18 protein-coding genes are annotated in these 17684 nt (G+C 67.1%); 4 read left to right on the top strand and 14 right to left on the bottom strand.

Annotation, left to right across the window (positions count from 1 at the left end; genetic code table 11):
* Window positions 1–35 precede the first annotated feature (35 nt).
* The 11 genes from truD to J7J50_RS05285 form a co-directional block, all read right to left on the bottom strand.
* A complete protein-coding gene (gene truD, locus J7J50_RS05335) occupies window positions 36–1103 on the bottom strand; it encodes a tRNA pseudouridine(13) synthase TruD (RefSeq protein WP_215056443.1) in 1068 nt (355 codons plus the stop codon).
* Complete coding sequence (ispF, locus tag J7J50_RS05330; RefSeq protein WP_215056442.1) at window positions 1100–1573, bottom strand: 2-C-methyl-D-erythritol 2,4-cyclodiphosphate synthase; 474 nt, start codon at window positions 1571–1573, stop codon at window positions 1100–1102. Before ispF ends, truD begins: the two co-directional genes overlap by 4 nt.
* Window positions 1574–1872: 299 nt before the next feature.
* Window positions 1873–2568, bottom strand: coding sequence for a 2-C-methyl-D-erythritol 4-phosphate cytidylyltransferase (ispD, locus tag J7J50_RS05325; RefSeq protein WP_215056441.1), 696 nt, complete (start codon window positions 2566–2568; stop codon window positions 1873–1875).
* Between the two features lie 46 nt (window positions 2569–2614).
* Window positions 2615–3100, bottom strand: coding sequence for a cell division protein FtsB (gene ftsB, locus J7J50_RS25085; RefSeq protein WP_215056576.1), 486 nt, complete (start codon window positions 3098–3100; stop codon window positions 2615–2617).
* A 25-nt stretch (window positions 3101–3125) separates the two neighbouring features.
* Complete coding sequence (gene eno / locus J7J50_RS05315; protein ID WP_215056440.1) at window positions 3126–4412, bottom strand: phosphopyruvate hydratase; 1287 nt, start codon at window positions 4410–4412, stop codon at window positions 3126–3128.
* Window positions 4409–4948 (bottom strand): hypothetical protein, encoded by a 540-nt coding sequence (locus J7J50_RS05310; protein ID WP_215056439.1) that lies wholly within the window; start codon window positions 4946–4948, stop codon window positions 4409–4411. The genes eno and J7J50_RS05310 overlap by 4 nt, the downstream gene beginning before the upstream one ends.
* Window positions 4948–5781, bottom strand: coding sequence for a 3-deoxy-8-phosphooctulonate synthase (gene kdsA / locus J7J50_RS05305; RefSeq protein WP_215056438.1), 834 nt, complete (start codon window positions 5779–5781; stop codon window positions 4948–4950). The genes J7J50_RS05310 and kdsA overlap by 1 nt, the downstream gene beginning before the upstream one ends.
* Window positions 5782–5874: 93 nt before the next feature.
* Window positions 5875–6177 carry a hypothetical protein gene (locus J7J50_RS05300; RefSeq protein ID WP_215056437.1) on the bottom strand — a complete coding sequence of 101 codons (303 nt, stop codon included), beginning with the start codon at window positions 6175–6177 and terminating at the stop codon, window positions 5875–5877.
* On the bottom strand, window positions 6174–7832 hold the full coding sequence (locus J7J50_RS05295) for a CTP synthase (protein WP_215056436.1): 1659 nt from the start codon (window positions 7830–7832) through the stop codon (window positions 6174–6176). The genes J7J50_RS05300 and J7J50_RS05295 overlap by 4 nt, the downstream gene beginning before the upstream one ends.
* A 186-nt stretch (window positions 7833–8018) precedes the next feature.
* Complete coding sequence (locus J7J50_RS05290) at window positions 8019–8405, bottom strand: DUF488 family protein (protein WP_215056435.1); 387 nt, start codon at window positions 8403–8405, stop codon at window positions 8019–8021.
* A 244-nt stretch (window positions 8406–8649) separates the two neighbouring features.
* Window positions 8650–8874, bottom strand: a complete 225-nt coding sequence (locus J7J50_RS05285) for a hypothetical protein (protein ID WP_057942171.1) — start codon at window positions 8872–8874, stop codon at window positions 8650–8652.
* A 460-nt stretch (window positions 8875–9334) separates the two neighbouring features.
* On the opposite strand from J7J50_RS05285, the gene parE reads away from it, so the two are divergent.
* The 4 genes from parE to J7J50_RS05265 all read left to right on the top strand — a co-directional run bounded on the left by parE (window position 9335) and on the right by J7J50_RS05265 (window position 13347).
* Window positions 9335–11254 (top strand): DNA topoisomerase IV subunit B, encoded by a 1920-nt coding sequence (parE, locus tag J7J50_RS05280; RefSeq protein WP_215056434.1) that lies wholly within the window; start codon window positions 9335–9337, stop codon window positions 11252–11254.
* A 261-nt stretch (window positions 11255–11515) separates the two neighbouring features.
* Window positions 11516–11857: a hypothetical protein gene (locus tag J7J50_RS05275; RefSeq protein ID WP_215056433.1), complete on the top strand. Its 342-nt coding sequence runs from the start codon at window positions 11516–11518 to the stop codon at window positions 11855–11857.
* Between the two features lie 318 nt (window positions 11858–12175).
* Complete coding sequence (locus tag J7J50_RS05270; RefSeq protein ID WP_215056432.1) at window positions 12176–12481, top strand: hypothetical protein; 306 nt, start codon at window positions 12176–12178, stop codon at window positions 12479–12481.
* Between the two features lie 11 nt (window positions 12482–12492).
* The gene (locus J7J50_RS05265; protein ID WP_215056431.1) at window positions 12493–13347 is read left to right on the top strand and encodes a hypothetical protein; all 855 of its coding nucleotides are present in this window, start codon (window positions 12493–12495) and stop codon (window positions 13345–13347) included.
* An 11-nt stretch (window positions 13348–13358) separates the two neighbouring features.
* On the opposite strand, the gene J7J50_RS05260 is transcribed toward J7J50_RS05265, so the two are convergent.
* The 3 genes from J7J50_RS05260 to J7J50_RS05250 are packed head-to-tail and all read right to left on the bottom strand — an operon-like array spanning window position 13359 to window position 17679.
* Window positions 13359–14717: a crosslink repair DNA glycosylase YcaQ family protein gene (locus J7J50_RS05260; RefSeq protein ID WP_215056430.1), complete on the bottom strand. Its 1359-nt coding sequence runs from the start codon at window positions 14715–14717 to the stop codon at window positions 13359–13361.
* Window positions 14714–15523 (bottom strand): N-formylglutamate deformylase, encoded by an 810-nt coding sequence (hutG, locus tag J7J50_RS05255; RefSeq protein WP_215056429.1) that lies wholly within the window; start codon window positions 15521–15523, stop codon window positions 14714–14716. Before hutG ends, J7J50_RS05260 begins: the two co-directional genes overlap by 4 nt.
* 8 nt (window positions 15524–15531) lie before the next feature.
* Window positions 15532–17679 carry a prolyl oligopeptidase family serine peptidase gene (locus tag J7J50_RS05250; protein ID WP_215056428.1) on the bottom strand — a complete coding sequence of 716 codons (2148 nt, stop codon included), beginning with the start codon at window positions 17677–17679 and terminating at the stop codon, window positions 15532–15534.
* Window positions 17680–17684: the final 5 nt, after the last annotated feature.

The following is a 17684-nucleotide window of genomic DNA, read 5'->3' as shown; positions in this document are numbered from 1 at the left end:
ATCGGGGCTGAAGCCCCTCCTACAAAATCCATGAATTAACGCGCGCCGTCGATCTGCCCCAACTCCGCCAGCACCACGGTGGCGTAAGCCCCGGCCGGCAGCACGAAGGCGACTTCCAGCGCGCCGTCGTCGAGCCACTGCCAACTCAACCCGTCCGGACGCAGTCGCAGCGCGCGCCGCTCCTGATCCATGCCGGCCGCTTCCAGGCCGGCGCGCAAGGCCACGGCCTGATCGCCGGCCATCGCCTCCAGCTCCAGCGCACGCACCGCATCGAGGCTGCGCAACTCGCCGCGGCCCCACAACGGCCCGCTGGGATGGATGTCGAACCCGGCCAGGCGCGCGGCCAGCGCATCGCCCCACGGTTCCGGCCCGAACACGCTGCGGCTGCCGGCCAGCGACCAGACTTCGCCGGGCAACGGCGCGCCCTCGCGCAATCCGTCCCAACTGCCGTCGCGCACGCGCGCGGCCAGCACGCGGTTGAACAATTCCGAACGCGCCGCCGACAACAGCAGGCTGCGCTGCTCGCGGCGCATGCGCCGGCCGGCGAACATCGCCAGCGCGTTGGCGACGTTGTCGCCGTCGCGGCCGAAACGCTGCTCGCCGAAGTAGTTCGGCACGCCGCGTTCGGCGATGCGGGTCAGGCGCGCGTCGATCGCCGCGCGCTCGCCTTCCACCTCGCGCAGGCGCAGCACGAAGCGATTGCCGGCCAGCGCGCCGCGTGGCAATTTCTTCGCGTGCCATTGGTGTTCGAGCACGTGCATCTCATCGCTTTCCAGCGCGGCCAGATCCGGCGCGATGCGCTTGGGCAGATGCACACTGAAACGCTGCACGGTGACCGCGTGGCGATCCTTGAGCCCGGCGTAGCCGATGCCGACCTCGCCGATCCCGGCCCACTCGGCCAGGCGCTTGGCGGCGAAAGCGGTGTTCATGCCGCGCTTTTCGATGGTCAGCAACAGATGCTCGCCGCTGCCGCTGGCTTCGAAACCGGGCAGTTCCTCGACGCGGAAGTCCTCCGGCGCGCTGCGGATGCGCGCGCGCAGCGCGGGCTCGCCGTGCGCGCGCGGCAGGCCGGTGTCCGCGGCCGGATCGTGAACCTGGCTCATGCGCGGACCAACAGGCACACGGCCATCGCCGCGATGCCTTCGCCGCGGCCGGTGAAACCCAGTTGTTCGGTGGTGGTGGCCTTGACGCTGATCGCATCGGCCGGCACGCCCAGATCGGCCGCGATCGCCTCGCGCATGGCCTGCGCATGCGGGCCGACCTTGGGCCGCTCGCAGATCACGGTGACGTCGGCGTTGCCGAGCTTGTAGCCGCGCTCGCCGATCAAGGCATTGCAATGCCGCAGGAACTGGCGGCTGTCGGCGCCGCGCCAGCGTTCGTCGCTGGGCGGAAAATGCTTGCCGATGTCGCCCAGCGCGAGCGCGCCGAGCATCGCATCGCACAGCGCGTGCAGCGCCACATCGCCGTCGGAATGCGCGAGCACGCCGCGATCGTGCGGCACGCGCACGCCGCCGAGCATGATGTGGTCGCCCTCGCCGAAGGCGTGCACGTCGTAACCTTGGCCGATGCGCATGGAGATGGTTGCCTCAGGAGTCGGATGGAAAGTCGGGTTGCAAGCGGACGCTCGCCGATCAATGCGTCTATTTTGCCCGTCATTGCCGGGAATGCGGGCTTTTGTTGTAGGAGGGAGCTTTAGCCCCGATGCTTTTCAGTTGTGGGAGGGAGCTTTAGCCCCGATGCTTTCCGCTCCGACGCGGCAAGCCTGACCGAAAAGCATCGGGGCTAAAGCTCCCTCCCACAAAATCGGAGCGGAAAGCATCGGGGCTAAAGCTCCCTCCTACAACAAAAAAGCCGCGGCAGCTCGCTGACGCTTCATTCACGATCTGATTGCAACAGAAACTGCGCCAGCGCCAGATCCGCCGGCGTGGTGACTTTCAGATTGTCCTCGCGGCCTTCGACCAGACATGGGCGGAAACCGGCACGTTCCATCGCCGAGGCTTCGTCGGTCACCACCACGCCGGCGGCGGCGGCATCGGCCAGCGCCGCGGTCAACGCGGCGCGGCGGAAAGCCTGCGGCGTGAACGCGCGCCACAGGCCGTCGCGCGGTTCGGTGGCGATAATGCGGCCGTCGCCGGCGCGCTTGAGCGTGTCGCGCAACGGCGCGCCGAGGATCGCGCCCTGGTCGCCGGTTTCGGCGGCCAGGATCAATCGCTCGATGTCGTCGCCGCGCAGATTGGGACGCGCGGCGTCGTGCACCAGCACCAGCGTGTCGCCGTCGAGTTCAGCCGGCAGCGCGCGCAAGGCGGCGAGCACCGAATCGGCGCGTTCGCCGCCGCCCACGCAACGCAGCACCGGCTTGCCGTGTAACTGCGTCCAGCCCGGCCACGCAGCGTCGTTGGCCGACAGCGCGACCATCGCGCCGGCCACGCGCGGATGCGCCAGCAAGGCGCTCAGCGCATGTTCGATCAGGGGTTTGCCGGCGGCGTGCAGATATTGCTTCGGCGTGTCGCCGCCGAAGCGTTGGCCGCGTCCGGCGGCGGGAAGCACGGCCCAGATCATCGCCGGCATCCGCGGCGACGATCGATCGCGCCCATCATCGCGGCCATCGCCCGCCTCAATGCCCCGGCCGCTCTTGCACCGGCGCCGGCATGGGTTGCGGGTCCGGCGTCTGCGGCGGTAGTTCGGTCGGCGGCTCGTCCACCTGTTCTTCCAGGCTGGCGCCGTCGTTGCCGGCCGGATCGTCCTGCACGGCGCCGTTCTGCACCGCGCTGACCGCGGCGGCGGCGTTCGGGCCGGGCTGCTGCGGCTTGGCTTCGACCACGCGATAGAAAGTCTCACCGGGCTTGATCATGCCCAGTTCGCTGCGCGCGCGCTCCTCGACTGCGGCTTCGCCGGACTTGAGGTCTTCCACTTCCGCGGCCAGGGCGTCGTTGCGCTGCTGCAAGCCCTGGTTTTCGCGGGTCTGGCCATCGACCTGGGCCTGCAGCGCGGCGACGCTGCCGCCGCTGCCGCCGCCGGCCCACCACAGGCGGTATTGCAGGAAAGCGAGCAGCGCCAGCAACGCCAGCACCAGCGCGATCAGCCAGCGCTTGCTCGACATCGAAGCCATTGCGTCTGGGCCGGACTCAGCGACGCAGCGACACGAACGCGTCGCGGCCGGCGTAGCGGGCGCCCGCGCCCAGCGCTTCTTCGATGCGCAGCAGCTGGTTGTACTTGGCCACGCGATCGCTGCGGCACAGCGAACCGGTCTTGATCTGGGTCGCGGTGGTGGCGACCGAGAGGTCGGCGATGGTGGTGTCCTCGGTTTCGCCCGAACGGTGCGAGATCACCGCCGCGTACTTGGCGCGATCGGCCATGGCGATGGCTTCCAGGGTTTCGGTCAGGGTGCCGATCTGGTTGACCTTGATCAGGATCGCGTTGGCGACGTGCTTGTCGATGCCTTCGGCGAAGATCTTCGGGTTGGTCACGAACAGATCGTCGCCGACCAGTTGCACCTTGTTGCCGATCTTGTCGGTCAGCAGCTTCCAGCCGTTCCAATCGTCTTCGGCCATGCCGTCTTCGATGGTCACGATCGGGTACTGCGCGGCCCAGTTGGCGAGGAAATCGACGAACTGCTCGCTGGTCAGGCGCTTGCCTTCGCCGACCAGGTTGTACTTGCCGTTATCAAAGAACTCGGTGGAGGCGACGTCCAGGCCCAGCAGGATGTCTTCGCCGGCCTTGTAGCCGGCCTTGCCGATCGCTTCCAGGATGGTTTCCAGCGCTTCTTCGTTGCTGCGCAGGTCCGGCGCGAAGCCGCCTTCGTCGCCGACCGCCGTGCTCAGGCCGCGGCCCTTGAGCACCGACTTCAGCGCATGGAACACCTCGGCGCCGGCGCGCAGCGCCTCGGCGAAGTTCGGCACGCCGACCGGCAGGATCATGAATTCCTGCAGATCGACATTGTTATCGGCATGCGCGCCGCCGTTGATGATGTTCATCATCGGCACCGGCAGCACCGCCTGACGGTCGCCGGCCAGGTACTTCCACAGCGGCAGCTTCTTCGAGGCGGCCACCGCATGGGCGTTGGCCAGCGAAACCCCGAGCAGCGCGTTGGCGCCCAGGCGGCCTTTGTTCTCGGTGCCGTCCAGATCGATCATGCGACGGTCCAGGCCGGCCTGATCGGTCGCATCCAGGCCCTTCACGGCCTGGGCGATGGTGGTGTTGACGTTCTCCACCGCCTTGCGCACGCCCTTGCCGAGATAGCGGGTCTTGTCGCCGTCGCGCAGTTCCACGGCTTCCTTGCTGCCGGTGGAGGCGCCGGAGGGGACCAGCGCGCGGCCAAAGCTGCCGTCGGCCAGGGTGACCTCGGCTTCCAGGGTCGGGTTGCCTCGGCTGTCGAGGATTTCGCGGGCGTGGATCTGGGTGATCGAGGTCATGGGGTCGAGGGGGTCTGAGTGGAAAGATGGGTTTGCAGGTCGGCGAGCTTGGCTCGGCTGGCCGCAGTGTCGTCGAGTTTGAACGAACCGGCCAAGGGGCGTATGCCGTCGTTCGCATTTTTCGGCGGGTTGGCCAGGATCAGGTAGTCGGCACCGGGGCTGAGCGGGAAGTCGCAGTTGCTGACGCCGCTGTGTAGCACGAGGGGCGCGGAGGCCGCCTTCTCGCCATACCCCGCCCCCTTGAGCGCGCGCTTCAACGAGGCATCGGCCAATTGCGTCGGCAAGGAGAAGCTCACGTTCATGGGCACGTTGCCGGTCATGATGCGCACCGCCAACTCGTCCTGTTCCGGGGTCAACGGGTGGACCGTCTCGACGTGAGCAATGAAGATCCATGCGGCGGTATCGGCCACTTCGGCCGCGGCCGGCGGCTGATGCGCGGGAACCGTCCTGCAGGCCACGGCCGGGGCGCAGGCCAGACTCAGGCCCGTAAACAGCACGAGTACCCGCAACGCTCCGACTCCCCAGCCGCGCGTCATCAGAAATCCTGTTCCAGGAACCCGTTCTTCTTCGTGATCCGGTCCAGCTCGACCAGGGTCTCGAGCAGGCCGCGCATCTTCGGCAGCGGCACCGCGTTGGGGCCGTCGGACAGGGCCTCTTCCGGGCGCGGGTGGGTTTCCATGAACACACCGGAGACACCGACCGCGATCGCCGCGCGCGCCAGCACCGGCACGAACTCGCGCTGGCCGCCGGACTTGCCGTCCATGCCGCCGGGCAACTGCACCGAGTGGGTCGCGTCGAACACCACCGGGCAGCCGGTATCGCGCATCACCGACAGCGAGCGCATGTCGCTGACCAGATTGTTGTAGCCGAAGCTGGCGCCGCGCTCGCAGGCCATGATCTGCTCGTTGCCGACCGCCTGGGCCTTGGCGGTGACGTGCTTCATCTCCCAGGGCGACAGGAACTGGCCCTTCTTGATGTTGACCGGCTTGCCGGCGCGCGCCACGTTCTGGATGAAATCGGTCTGCCGGCACAGGAACGCCGGCGTCTGCAGCACGTCCACCACCGAGGCGACTTCGCCCAGCGGGGTGTACTCGTGCACGTCGGTCAGCACCGGCACGCCGATCTGGCGCTTGACCTCGGCCAGCACCTTGAGCCCCTCTTCCACGCCCGGGCCGCGGAAGCTCGTCGCCGAGGTGCGGTTGGCCTTGTCGAAGCTGGACTTGAAGATGAAGGGAATGCCCAGCGAGGAGGTGATTTCCTTGAGCTGGCCGGCGACGTCGAGCTGCAATTGCATCGACTCGATCACGCAGGGGCCGGCGATCAGGAAGAAAGGCTGGTCGAGACCGACGTCAAAGCCGCAGAGTTTCATCGCTTGCTTCCTAGGTTCATGAGTGCGCGTTGGCGCATGCGCGGGGGATCGCCATCAGATGGATGCGGCCGGCATCGGGTACAAGCGTGTCGGTCATGATCGAGCATTGCCGGAACGATTGGCACGCACCACTCCGATCAACCACAGCACCGCCCCGATCAGGCCCAAAGGCGCGGCGATGCCCACGGTGACGAGGGCCATGATCGTGGCCAACACGCCCATGCCGTCGCTGTGGTTGCGCAGGATCAGCCCATAGGCGACCAACCCGGTCACCACCACGCCCCCCGCCAGAACGAACAGCCAAATGCCGGCGACGTGAAAATTGCTGCGAGCAGACCGACCCGGCGCCACAGCGCCCTGCGAGCTCTCAGCCGATAGGGGCGCGGCTGGGTTCAAGCCTTGACCTCGCGCAACAGCTTGCCGCCGGCCTTGGCCTCGCGCGCGGCGCGCACGAAGCCGATGAACAACGGGTGGCCGTCGCGCGGCGTGGACAGGAATTCCGGATGCGCCTGGCAGGCCAGGTACCACGGGTGCTGGCTGCGCGGCAGTTCGATCATCTCGACCAGCAGGTCGTCCATCGACTTGGCCGCGATCACCAGTCCCGCGTCTTCCAGCTGGGTGCGGTAGCGGTTGTTGAACTCGTAGCGGTGGCGGTGACGCTCGCCGACCACGTCCTTGCCGTACAACTCGCGCGCCAGCGTGCCGGGCTTGATGCGCTGATCCTGCAGGCCCAGGCGCATGGTGCCGCCCAGGTCGCTGGCCTCGTTGCGGCGCTCGACTTCGCCGGTGGCGGTGCGCCATTCGGTGATCAGGCCGATCACCGGGTGCGGGCTGTGCTTGTCGTTCTCGCTGCTGTTGGCGTTTTCCAGGCCTACCACGTGGCGCGCGTAATCGACCACCGCCGCCTGCATGCCGTAGCAGATGCCGAAGTACGGGACGTTGTTTTCGCGCGCATAGCGGGCGGTGGCGACCTTGCCTTCGAAGCCGCGATCGCCGAAGCCGCCCGGCACCAGGATGCCGTCCACGCCTTTGAGCGGTTCCACGCCGTCGCGCTCGATCTCGCTGGATTCGAGCCACTTCAGCTTGACCTTGGTGCGCTGGCGCAGGCCGCCGTGCTTGAGCGCTTCGGACAGCGACTTGTAAGCGTCCTGATGGTCGATGTACTTGCCGACCACGGCGATGGTGACTTCATCGACCGGATGCTCGGAGGCATCGACGACTTCGTTCCACTCGACCAGATTGGCCGGACCGGGCTGCAGGCGCAGGCGGTCGAGGACGATGGCATCCAGGCCCTGCTCATGGAACCACTGCGGCAGCTTGTAGATATTGTCCAGATCGACCGCGGAAATGACCGCTTTTTCCGGAACGTTGGTGAACAAGGCGATCTTGCGGCGGTCGCTGTCGGGCAGCGGCTGTTCGCTGCGGCACAGCAGCACGTCGGGCTGGATACCGATGGAGCGCAGTTCCTTCACCGAGTGCTGGGTCGGCTTGGTCTTCAGCTCGCCGGCCGCGGCGATGAACGGCACCAGGGTGAGGTGCATGAACAAGGCGTGCTCGGGGCCGCGCTCGGTGCGCAGCTGGCGGATCGCCTCCAGGAACGGCAGCGACTCGATGTCGCCGACCGTGCCGCCGACCTCGACCAGGGCCACATCGAAGCCTTCGGTGGCCTCGACGATGCAGCGCTTGATCTCGTCGGTGATGTGCGGGATCACCTGCACGGTGCCGCCGAGGTAATCGCCGCGGCGTTCCTTGCGGATCACGTTCTCGTAGATGCGGCCGGTGGTGATCGAGTTCTTGCGGCTCAGCCGCGTGCGCAGGTAGCGCTCGTAGTGGCCCAGGTCCAGGTCGGTCTCGGCGCCGTCGTCGGTGACGTAGACCTCGCCGTGCTGGAACGGGCTCATGGTGCCCGGGTCCACGTTGATGTAGGGGTCGAGCTTCATCATCGTCACGCGCAGGCCGCGCGCTTCGAGGATGGCCGCCAACGAGGCCGCTGCGATGCCCTTACCCAAGGAGGACACCACGCCGCCGGTGACGAAAATCAGGGGAGTCATGGATTTTGCTGCCGCTGGAAAGCCGCAGTTTACAGGCTGGGACGTGAAGCCGCGACTGCTTGACAGCGGCCGGGCCGGCCCTCGCCGCGTGCAAAGTCTTGAAACACGCGGCTTTGCGCGGATTTCGCCGGAATCGGACGACGGGCGGTCCGCCCCGGTTGGGCCTCCGGGGCAGGAGCGGCGCGGCTAGGCCAGCCGGGCCCCGCGCGCGACCAGCAACTCGCTCAGGATCGAACGATGGCAATGCGATTCGTCCTCGCAATAACAGCCGACCGAAAAATCGCTGTGATGCGACAACCTGGCCAGCAATTCGATCGCGTGGCTGGCGTCGGGCGCGGCCATCTCCGCCTTGTACTTGCGCACGAACGCGGTCCACTGCGCCGGCGTCTGCGCGGCCTGGGCCTGTTTCATGGTGTCCAGGCTGGGCGCGAGGTTCGGAAACCACACGTCGTACCAATCCTGCGTCGCGAATTCGCTCTTGGGCACCCCGCGCGGCGGCCGCCGCACGGTGCCGATGCGGGTGCCTTCGCCCCGCTGGCGCTGGGTTCCCAGCCTGACGATGCGCACGGCCATCGCTGCATTCTCCTGATCGGCGCGACGGCTCAGGCGGCGCCCGCCGCCTGCGGCCACAGCCGCCTGGCGCCAAAGTAGCCCAGCTCGATGCCCACGGCCAATGCGAGGCTGGACGCGACGATCATCGGCCGGTGCTCGACCAACCCGGGCCGCGCCACCGCGCCGCTCGCCGTGGCCCGCAACGAAAAACGCCCCGGCGGGCCGGGGCGTTTTCCTGGACGGGGCCGCTTGCGCGGTCGCGCGATTACTTGTCGCCCTCTTCCTCCGGCTCGACGCCGCGGTCGCCGGACTTCTTCTTCTCGGCGTCGGCCTTCTTCTTGGCTTCGGCTTTCTTCGCGTCCTCGGCCTTCTTGGCGTCTTCGGCCTTCTTGTCGGCCTGCGGGTCCTGCTGGGCGAACGCGGCGGGCGCGATCAGCACGGTCAGGGCGGCGGCGATGACGGCGGGGAGCAGCAGCTTGCGGATCTTCATGACTTGACCTCCTGAAACGTGTGGGAGCCGGCATCGAGCGGCCATCGCTGGCATCGGTGGCGTCCGGCGTCGCGGGTGGCGCGCCGCGTCGGTACTGCGACGCCGCGAACCCTAGCCCCGGCACCCTCGCTCGGACCTGAACGACTGCCGGGGCGGCGCGAGCGCCGCTGGATCGAACCAGACTATGGGGTTGCGCCGGCGCCGGTTCAATCGGAGCCAGCGGTCGCCGCGCAGACCGGATTCGCGCAGCCGCGGCCGATCGCCGGCCGCCGCTCCTCCCAAAGTCCACCCGACCGGCCCCGCACACGCATCGCCGCGACCCCGTCTCACCCCGCGAGACCTCGACCCGCCAAGCTTCCCGCTCGACCGTTCACCCGGTTTTAACCACGCCCGGCTTGACCACCCTGCCCGCCGTCTTCATCCTCGCCGCTCCGAACACCACGGCCACGCCCAACAGTTAATGAGCAGTCGCTATAACGCCGCCGACATTGAAGTCCTCTCCGGACTGGACCCGGTCAAACGCCGCCCGGGCATGTACACCGACACCAGCCGGCCGAACCACCTGGCCCAGGAAGTCATCGACAACTCGGTGGACGAGGCCCTGGCCGGGCACGCGCGCAGCATCGAGGTGATCCTGCACGCCGACGGCAGCTGCGAGGTCTCCGACGACGGCCGCGGCATGCCGGTGGACATCCATCCGGAGGAGAAAGTCCCCGGCGTGGAGCTGATCCTGACCCGCCTGCACGCCGGCGGTAAGTTCAGCAACAAGAACTACACCTTCTCCGGCGGCCTGCACGGCGTCGGCGTCAGCGTGGTCAACGCGCTGTCCAAGCTGGTCGAAGTGCACATCAAGCGCGACGGCAACGAATACCGCATGACCTTCAACAACGGCGATCGCGCGACGCCGCTGGAAGTGGTCGGCAGCGTCGGCAAGAAGAACACCGGCACCCGCGTGCGCTTCTGGCCCGACCCGAAGTATTTCGACACCAACAAGTTCAACCTGCGCTCGATCAAGCACGTGCTGCGCGCCAAGGCGGTGCTGTGCCCCGGCCTCAACGTCAAGCTGTTCGACGAGGCCAGCGGCGAGCGCGGCGAGTGGTATTACGAAGACGGCCTGCGCGATTACCTGTCCAGCGAACTGCGCGACGGCCAGCCGCAGCGCGAGCTGCTGCCGCCGGACCTGTTCGTCGGCCAGCTCAAGAAGGAAAACGAAGTCGCCGACTGGGCCGTGGCCTGGGTGCCGGACGGCGAGCTGACCCAGGAAAGCTACGTCAACCTGATCCCCACCGCCCAGCACGGCACCCACGTCAACGGCCTGCGCACCGGCTTCACCGACGCGCTGCGCGAGTTCTGCGACTTCCGCAACCTGCTGCCGCGCGGCGTCAAGCTGGCGCCGGAAGACGTGTGGGACCGGGTCGCCTTCGTGCTCAGCGTCAAGATGACCGATCCGCAGTTCAGCGGCCAGACCAAGGAGCGCCTGTCCTCGCGCCAGGCCGCCGGCTTCGTCGAAGGCGCCGCGCACGATGCATTCTCGCTGTGGCTCAATCAGCACACCGAACTGGGCGAGAAGATCGCCCAGCTGGCGATCGAGCGCGCCGCCGCGCGCCTGAAGACCGAAAAGCAGATCACCCGCAAGAAGATCACCCAGGGCCCGGCCCTGCCCGGCAAGCTCGCCGACTGCTCCTCGCAGGATCTGTCGCGCACCGAGCTGTTCCTGGTGGAAGGCGACTCGGCCGGCGGCAGCGCGCGCCAGGCCCGCGACAAGGACTTCCAGGCGATCCTGCCGCTGCGCGGCAAGATCCTCAACACCTGGGAAGTCGCCTCCGGCAGCGTGCTGGGTTCGCAGGAAGTGCACGATCTGGCGGTGGCGATCGGCTGCGATCCGGGCAAGGAAGACATCACCGGCCTGCGCTACGGCAAGGTGGTGATCCTGGCCGACGCCGATTCCGACGGTCTGCATATCGCGACCTTGCTCAGCGCCTTGTTCCTGCGCCATTTCCCGGCGCTGGTCGCGGCCGGGCACATCTTCGTGGCGATGCCGCCGCTGTTCCGCGTGGACGTGGGCAAGACCGTGTTCTATGCGCTGGACGAAGAGGAAAAGCGCATCCTGCTGGAAAAGATCGAGCGCGAGAAAGGCGATCGCAAGAAGGGCCTGAGCGGCGCGATCAACGTCACCCGCTTCAAGGGCCTGGGCGAGATGAACGCCTCGCAGCTGCGCGAATCGACCATCCACCCCGACACCCGCCGCCTGGTTCAGCTGACCATCGACGACAATGCGCAGACGCACTCGCTGATGGACATGCTGCTGGCCAAGAAGCGCGCCAGCGATCGCAAGAGTTGGCTGGAGACGAAGGGCGATCTGGCCACCCTGGAAGTCTGACGGGCTCGGTTCGCCACGCGCGTCCAGCGAGGCCGAATGGCGCAAGCCCGCCTCGCTTCGAAACGACACCACGCCGCCCGCAAGGCGGCGTTTCTTTTTTGATTCGTCCGATCGGCGGCCAACCGACGGCATAATCACGCAGTCATGCGGCGTAATGCGGCAACGTGCGGGTATCGCCCCGCCATCAGGAGATCGAGATGAAAGGACGCAGCACTTCCGCCCCGCACTGCCCGGATCGAGATCACGGCGAGGAGCATGGCCATGGCCGCTGAAACCGACACCATCCGACGCAAATCCGCGGCCGATTCCGCCGGCCGCCTGTTCGGCGCGCTGGCCTGGTTCGCGCTGCTGCTCGGGCCGGCGCTGGCGTGGCTGGTGGTATTCGGCCTGACCCCGGAAAACCAGTGCGGCAACTGGAGCCTGCACTGCACCGGCAAGGCCATCATGTACAGCGCCGCCAGCTGGCTGTTCGGCAGTCTGCTGGCGATGACCGCGCTGTTCCGCGGCGAGCGCCGCTCGCTGGCGGTGCCGGCGCTGGTCTTGAACATGATTCCGTTGCTGGGCTTGCTGGCCGCTTACATGCTGATCGCCGACCGGGCATAGGATCGGCGGTCAGCCGCCTCGGTGCGCGGCGATGGGTATCCAGGTCGATGAGGCGAATCCTCATCCGACAGCTGAAAGCCGTACTCAACATCAGGCCCTGTCACGACGGCGGTCGCATTATTGAAACCCGCTCGATAACCCTGTGATTTCAAGACACGCTCAAGGCACTTAATCAATCGTCGTCGCGTTGACACGATTCTTGCCGCCAACCTATAAAACTCCTCGACTGTCGCAACAACGAGGTCCGCCATGCGAATGACGCGGTTCGCCGGTCTTTTCATCGCTTCTCTCCCACTCGTCGCCTGTGCTGGAGGCCACATGAAACCGCACTACTCCGAGTCGTCGGTGCAACCGGTTTCGGCGAGCAAGCTCGGCGACAACCAAATGATTTTCACGTATCGAGTGCCGCTGGAAAGCATGTACTTCTCGCCGGGCGTGGACTACCAAGCGCAGGCAGGAATACTGCGCGTGGTTATCGGCCGCTGCAGAATCCGCACTACATGTACCGTCATGTCTCAACACTCCAAACTTTCTGACGATGGCATGGCGGAGGTTCACTTGCCTTACCACGGGGAGAAGGTCGTAGTGGTCCACGCCGACAAGGAACAGGTCGTGCATTTGTAAGGAAACGAGCCATGGACGACAGAGTCGTTTTAGGGATACACAGTTGGACGGACCCGAATACGGAAGGCAGTTTCGATCGGTTCGTCGATGGGCATGCTTGGATATCCGTGACACGTAACGGACACACCGAGTACTACGGGCTTTGGCCGGACGATCACGGCATGATCGAACGACGTGGATTGAGCAACGGCTCGGGATCGGACATCCGCACAGGCCTGGAAGCCGGCCGCAAAGCGACGGAAAGCCGCTTTTATAGCCTGACGCCCGAGCAGGTTACGGCTCTGGACGCGGAGATCCAGAAAAACGTGACGTGGGGCTACACCAACACCTGCGCGTCCTGGGCGAGCGAAGTGACAAGCCGGATTACCGGCGAGAAAATAGACGCGACGGAGTACGGCGCTTTCGAAACACCGAAGGAGTTGATCGATAGCCTGAGCGAACTGGAGGCCAGGCACCCCACCGCTCCGAATTCGCCGATCAAGCCCGGCGATATCGCCAAAGGCGGCTCAAGCTCATGGAGTGTTGATGAAGATCCGCTCATCAATCAACCCGGGCATCCCTTCCATGACATGTACACGCGTTTGCGCGACCAACTCCCCGAGCAGGTCAGCGACGCTCAGGTCGCGCACGCCGTATACGTCGCGAAAGTCGCGGGCATCGACAGTGCGGACAAGCTCGATCGTGCCGCAGTGCATGATGGCCAGGTATTCATCGCGGGAAAAACGCCGGGCTATCTGGCGAAATTCGATTTGCGCGAGCCGGTTCCGCCCTTGGCTCAAACCAGCGAGGCGCTTGCGAAGCCATCTGCTCAGAACGAGCCGATGCATCAACCCAGTCCCACTCATGCGCCGAGCACGAGTCGCTGAGTCGAGCCGAATTATTTCCGAGCCGCCAAGGCCGCCTTGAGCAATTTGGCGAATCCCGCCGGCCGGCAGCGGTTGAGCTTCACCTTCGGCGTCTCGTGCCAGCGCGCGCAGTCGTCGATCGCGCCGGCGATCTGCGCCGCCAATGCCTCGTCGGCATCGACGCCCTCTTCCAGATACAGCGCCTTGATCTCGAACTCGCCGCGGGCGCGATGCGCCTTCGCGTCCAGGCGCCCGACTAGGCGGCCGCGCACCAGGATCGGCAGGACGAAATAGCCGTAGCGGCGCTTGAGCTCGGGCGTGTAGCACTCCAGCGTGTAGTCGAAGCCGAAGAATTCGCTGGCGCGTTCGCGATCCCACACCACCGGATCGAACGGCGACAGCAAGGCCGCGTGATTCGCGCGCAGGCGGCCGGCGGCGGCCTGCGACAACGCCTCGGCGTGATCGGGGTGCACATAGCCCGGCGCGTTCCAGCCTTTCACCGCCACCCGCTTCAACTCGCCGCGCTCGACGAACGCGTCCAGGTCGGCATCGCGCAAACGCGGCCGGGTGCGGAAGTAGTCGGCGATCCAGCGCGCCTGGGCGATGCCCAGCGCGCGCACCGACTTGAGGATGGTCTGGCTGCGCACCGTATCGGCATCGATGCGGGTGCTGTCCCAGCCGGGCACGGCGATGCCGGCCACGCGTTCGGACAAGTCGTAGACGCGGTGGAAGTTCTCGCGCCGCGCGACCATCAGCTCGCCGAGGGCGAAGCCGGCTTCGAGCCAGCGCTTTTCGTCCTTCCAGCCCCACCAGCCGCCGCCGCCGGAGGCCTCGCGTTCGAAGTCGGAGGATTTGACCGGGCCCAGCTCGCGGATGTGCGCGAGCAGCCGCTCGATCTTGTCCGCGCTGGTCTGGCGATGATGCTGCGCGTTGCGGATCGCCCAATGGTGCTCGCGCTGTTGCAGGGCGTTGCGGTGCAGCAGGTAATCGTCCATCGGCGCGAAGCAGGCTTCGTGCGCCCACACTTCGAAGATCCCGCGCTGCGCCAGCAGGTCTTCCAGCCAGCGCGCCGGGTACGAACCCAGGCGCGAGAACAGCACCAGGTACGGGCTGCGCGCGACGACATGGATGGTGTCGATCTGCAGCAACTGCATGCGCGCGATCGCCGCCAGCGCATCGGCCTGGGTGGCGCGCTTGCGCGGCCGCGTCAGCAGGCCTTGCGCGTGCAGGTGCAGCGCGCGCGCCTGGGCCAGGGCGATCGGCGCCGGATCGGCGGCGGAGGTTTGCTTCGCCGCGGGCTTCGCTGGCGCGGGTTTGGCGGCGGCGCGATCGGCCGGCGCGGATTCTGCCGGCGCCGACTTGCGTCGCGACGCCGGCCGCGCGGGGCTCATGCGTCCTGCGCTTGCAAGGTGGCGCGCAGCAGCGCCTGCAGCAGCGGTTGCAGGCGCGCCGCCTTGGCTTCGTCGTAGGCGAAGGAATCCTCGTCCATGTAGTTGCGCTGGCTCAGTTCCAACTGCACCGCTTGCACGCCGATCTCCGGATCGCCGTAGTGACGGGTGATGTAGCCGCCTTTGAAGCGGCCGTTGGCGATCCAGTCGTAATCGTTCTGCGTCGACAGGATGCTTTCCAGCCGCGCCTGCAGTTCCGGCAGGCAACTCTTGCCGGCGGCGGTGCCCAGGTTGAGATCCGGCAGCACCCCGTCGAACAGGAACGGCACTTCGCCGCGGATCGAATGGCCTTCCCACAACACCGCGCGGCCGTGTTCGCCGCGGATGCGGTCGAGCTCGGCGACCAGGGTGTCGTGATAGGGGCGCCAGTACAGCTCCACGCGCTGCGCCACTTCGGCTTCGTCCGGCGCCTGGCCGTCCAGATACACCGCCTCGCCGCTGAACTGCACGCCCGGGCACAGGCCGGTGGTGTTCTGGCCCGGATACAGCGAGACGTCGTCGGGCGGGCGATTGAGATCGACCACGTAACGCGAATGGCGCGGCACCAGGATCGACGCGCCCAACTCGCGCGCGAACGCGTACAGGCGCGAGACGTGCCAGTCGGTATCCGGCGCGCGCCGCGCCGATTCGACCATGCGCGCCTTGAACGCGTCCGGGATCAGCGAGCCGTCGTGCGGCAGGCTGATCAACAGCGGCGCGCTGCCGCGATGCAGTTGGAACACGGGCTCGGTGGGGTGCGGGACGTTCATGGGACCATTCAATCGGCGCCGGACTGCAGATGCCGGCGGAAGAAGTCCATGGTACTGCGATGGACCTGAAGCCAGGTCGCGTAGCGCAGGAAAAAATGATCCTCGTCCGGGATCGCCAGGGTTTCCACCGGCGCCTTGCGCGCGCGCAGGCGCTCGACCAGATCCACGCTCTGGGCGAACTTGACCGCGCGGTCGTCGTCGCCGTGCACGATCAGCACCGGCGAGCGCCAGCCATCGACATGCGCGACCGGCGAGGACTTGAACGCGGTCTCCAGTTCGTCCGGCTTGAGCCCCCACAGGCCGCTGTTGTCGCCGCCCTGGGCGCTGACGCGCCAGTCGTGCACGCCGTGGCGGTCGACGCCGGCGGCGAACAGGTCCGAGTTGCGCGCCAGCGCCGAGGCGGTCAGGAACCCGCCGTAGGAGCCGCCGTAGATGCCGATGCGCTTGGCGTCCACGTTGTCGCGCTTGGCCAGCCAGGCCTGCGCGGCCAGCACGTCCTGGTACTCGCTGGCGCCGCGCGGGCCCTGCTTGTCGGCGCGGCGGAAGCCCTGGCCGTAGCCGACGCCTGCGCGGTAGTTCAACACCAGCACTACATAACCCTGGCTGGCCAACCACTGGTTGTTGGCGTAATCGGAATAGTAGTAGCCGATGTAATGCCAACCGGCGACGACTTGCCGGATCGGTCCGCCGTGCACATAGATCAGCGCCGGGCGCTTGCCGGTGAAAGATGTCGGCGGCTCGAACACGTTCGCGTGCGAGATCACCCCGTCGCTCGCACGCAAGGTCAGGGTCTTGGGTTCGACCAGGCGCTCCAGCGGAAACCGCGCCGGCAACTGCGCCGGGAAAATCCGCTTGATCTCGCCGCCGGCGCGCGGCATCACCGCGATCGCGGTCGGCCGGCGCGCATCGGCATGACGGAACGCCAGCCATTGGCCGCCGGCCACCGCCACCGGTTCGGTCGCGATCTCATTCCTGGCGGTCAGCAGCGTCTGCGCCGCGCCCTTGGCATCGACGCTGAAAATCTGCCGGTGATCGATTTCGGCGCAGTTGCCGCTGAACACGAATTCGCCGTTGTCGGCCAGGGTGCTGGTCTCGACCTCGCATTCGCCGCGGCTGAGCGCGACCGGTTCGGCGTTCTTGCCGCTCTCGGCATCGGGCGACAACGCGTACCAATGCAGCCAGCCGTTTTGTTCCGAGGCGAAGATCAGGCGGTTGTCGCCGCTCCAGGACAGCGGCTTGCTGGCGCTGAACTGAGCGTAGCCGCCGGCCTTGTCGCTGGAGCGGAACACGCGTTTCGCCAGCCCCGTGGCGACATCGGCGGTCCAGATTTCAAACGCGTTGGCGGCGGTCAGATCGAACGCATCGCCGGCGCGGGTCGGCGCGGTGCGCAGGAACGCGACGCGGCGGCCGTCGGGCGAAAACACCGGATTGGCGTCGTTGTAGAAATCCGCGCCCATCCAGCGCACCGAGCGCGCGGCCAGATCGAGCACGCCGACGAAGGCGTGATCGCCGCGATTGCTGGCGAAGGCCAGCAACCTGCCGTCGGGCGAAAACTCCGCCGCGCTGTTGGCGCCGCGGCTCTTGATCAACGCTTCCTTGCACCAGTCCGGCGCCTTGCCGCCGGGCAGCGCGAAACAGCCCACGCCGCGGCCCTGCACGATCACCGCATCGCCGTTCGGCGCGAACTGCACCGAGCGGCCGGGGCCGATGCGCTGCGGTTTGCCCGAGCCGTCGCTGGCGACGATCCACACCGCCTGTTCCTTGCCGTCCGGATCGCTGGTGGGATTGCTGTTGTTGCCGGCCGCATCCGGGCCGCTGCCGCGCACGTAGGCCAGCCAACGGCCGTCGCGGCTGAGTTGCAGGCTGCCGAGCAACTGGCCGTCGTCTTCGTCGAACGCGGTCAATTTGCGCGGCGCGAATTCCGGCGCGCGCGCCGACCACAGATTGCGCGCGCCGCGCTCGTTCGACACCCAGGCCAGCACCGGCGCGCCGCGGGACGCGGTCAGCTGTTCGGGCTGCGGCGCGCTGAGCAGATCGGCGATGTCGATGCCGTCGTCGGCGGCCTGTGCGGCGCCAGCGAGCGCGATGCTGATCGCAAAGCCCGCCGCCGCGCCGATCTTGCGATGCCGTGTAATCCCGCGCTGTGTTGCCTTCATGCCGC

It is taken from the genome of Lysobacter sp. ISL-50, assembly GCF_018612875.1.
Taxonomy (GTDB): Bacteria; Pseudomonadota; Gammaproteobacteria; order Xanthomonadales; family Xanthomonadaceae; genus Lysobacter.
Note: the sequence above shows the minus strand (reverse complement) of the source record. Positions and strands in the feature narration are given on the sequence as shown.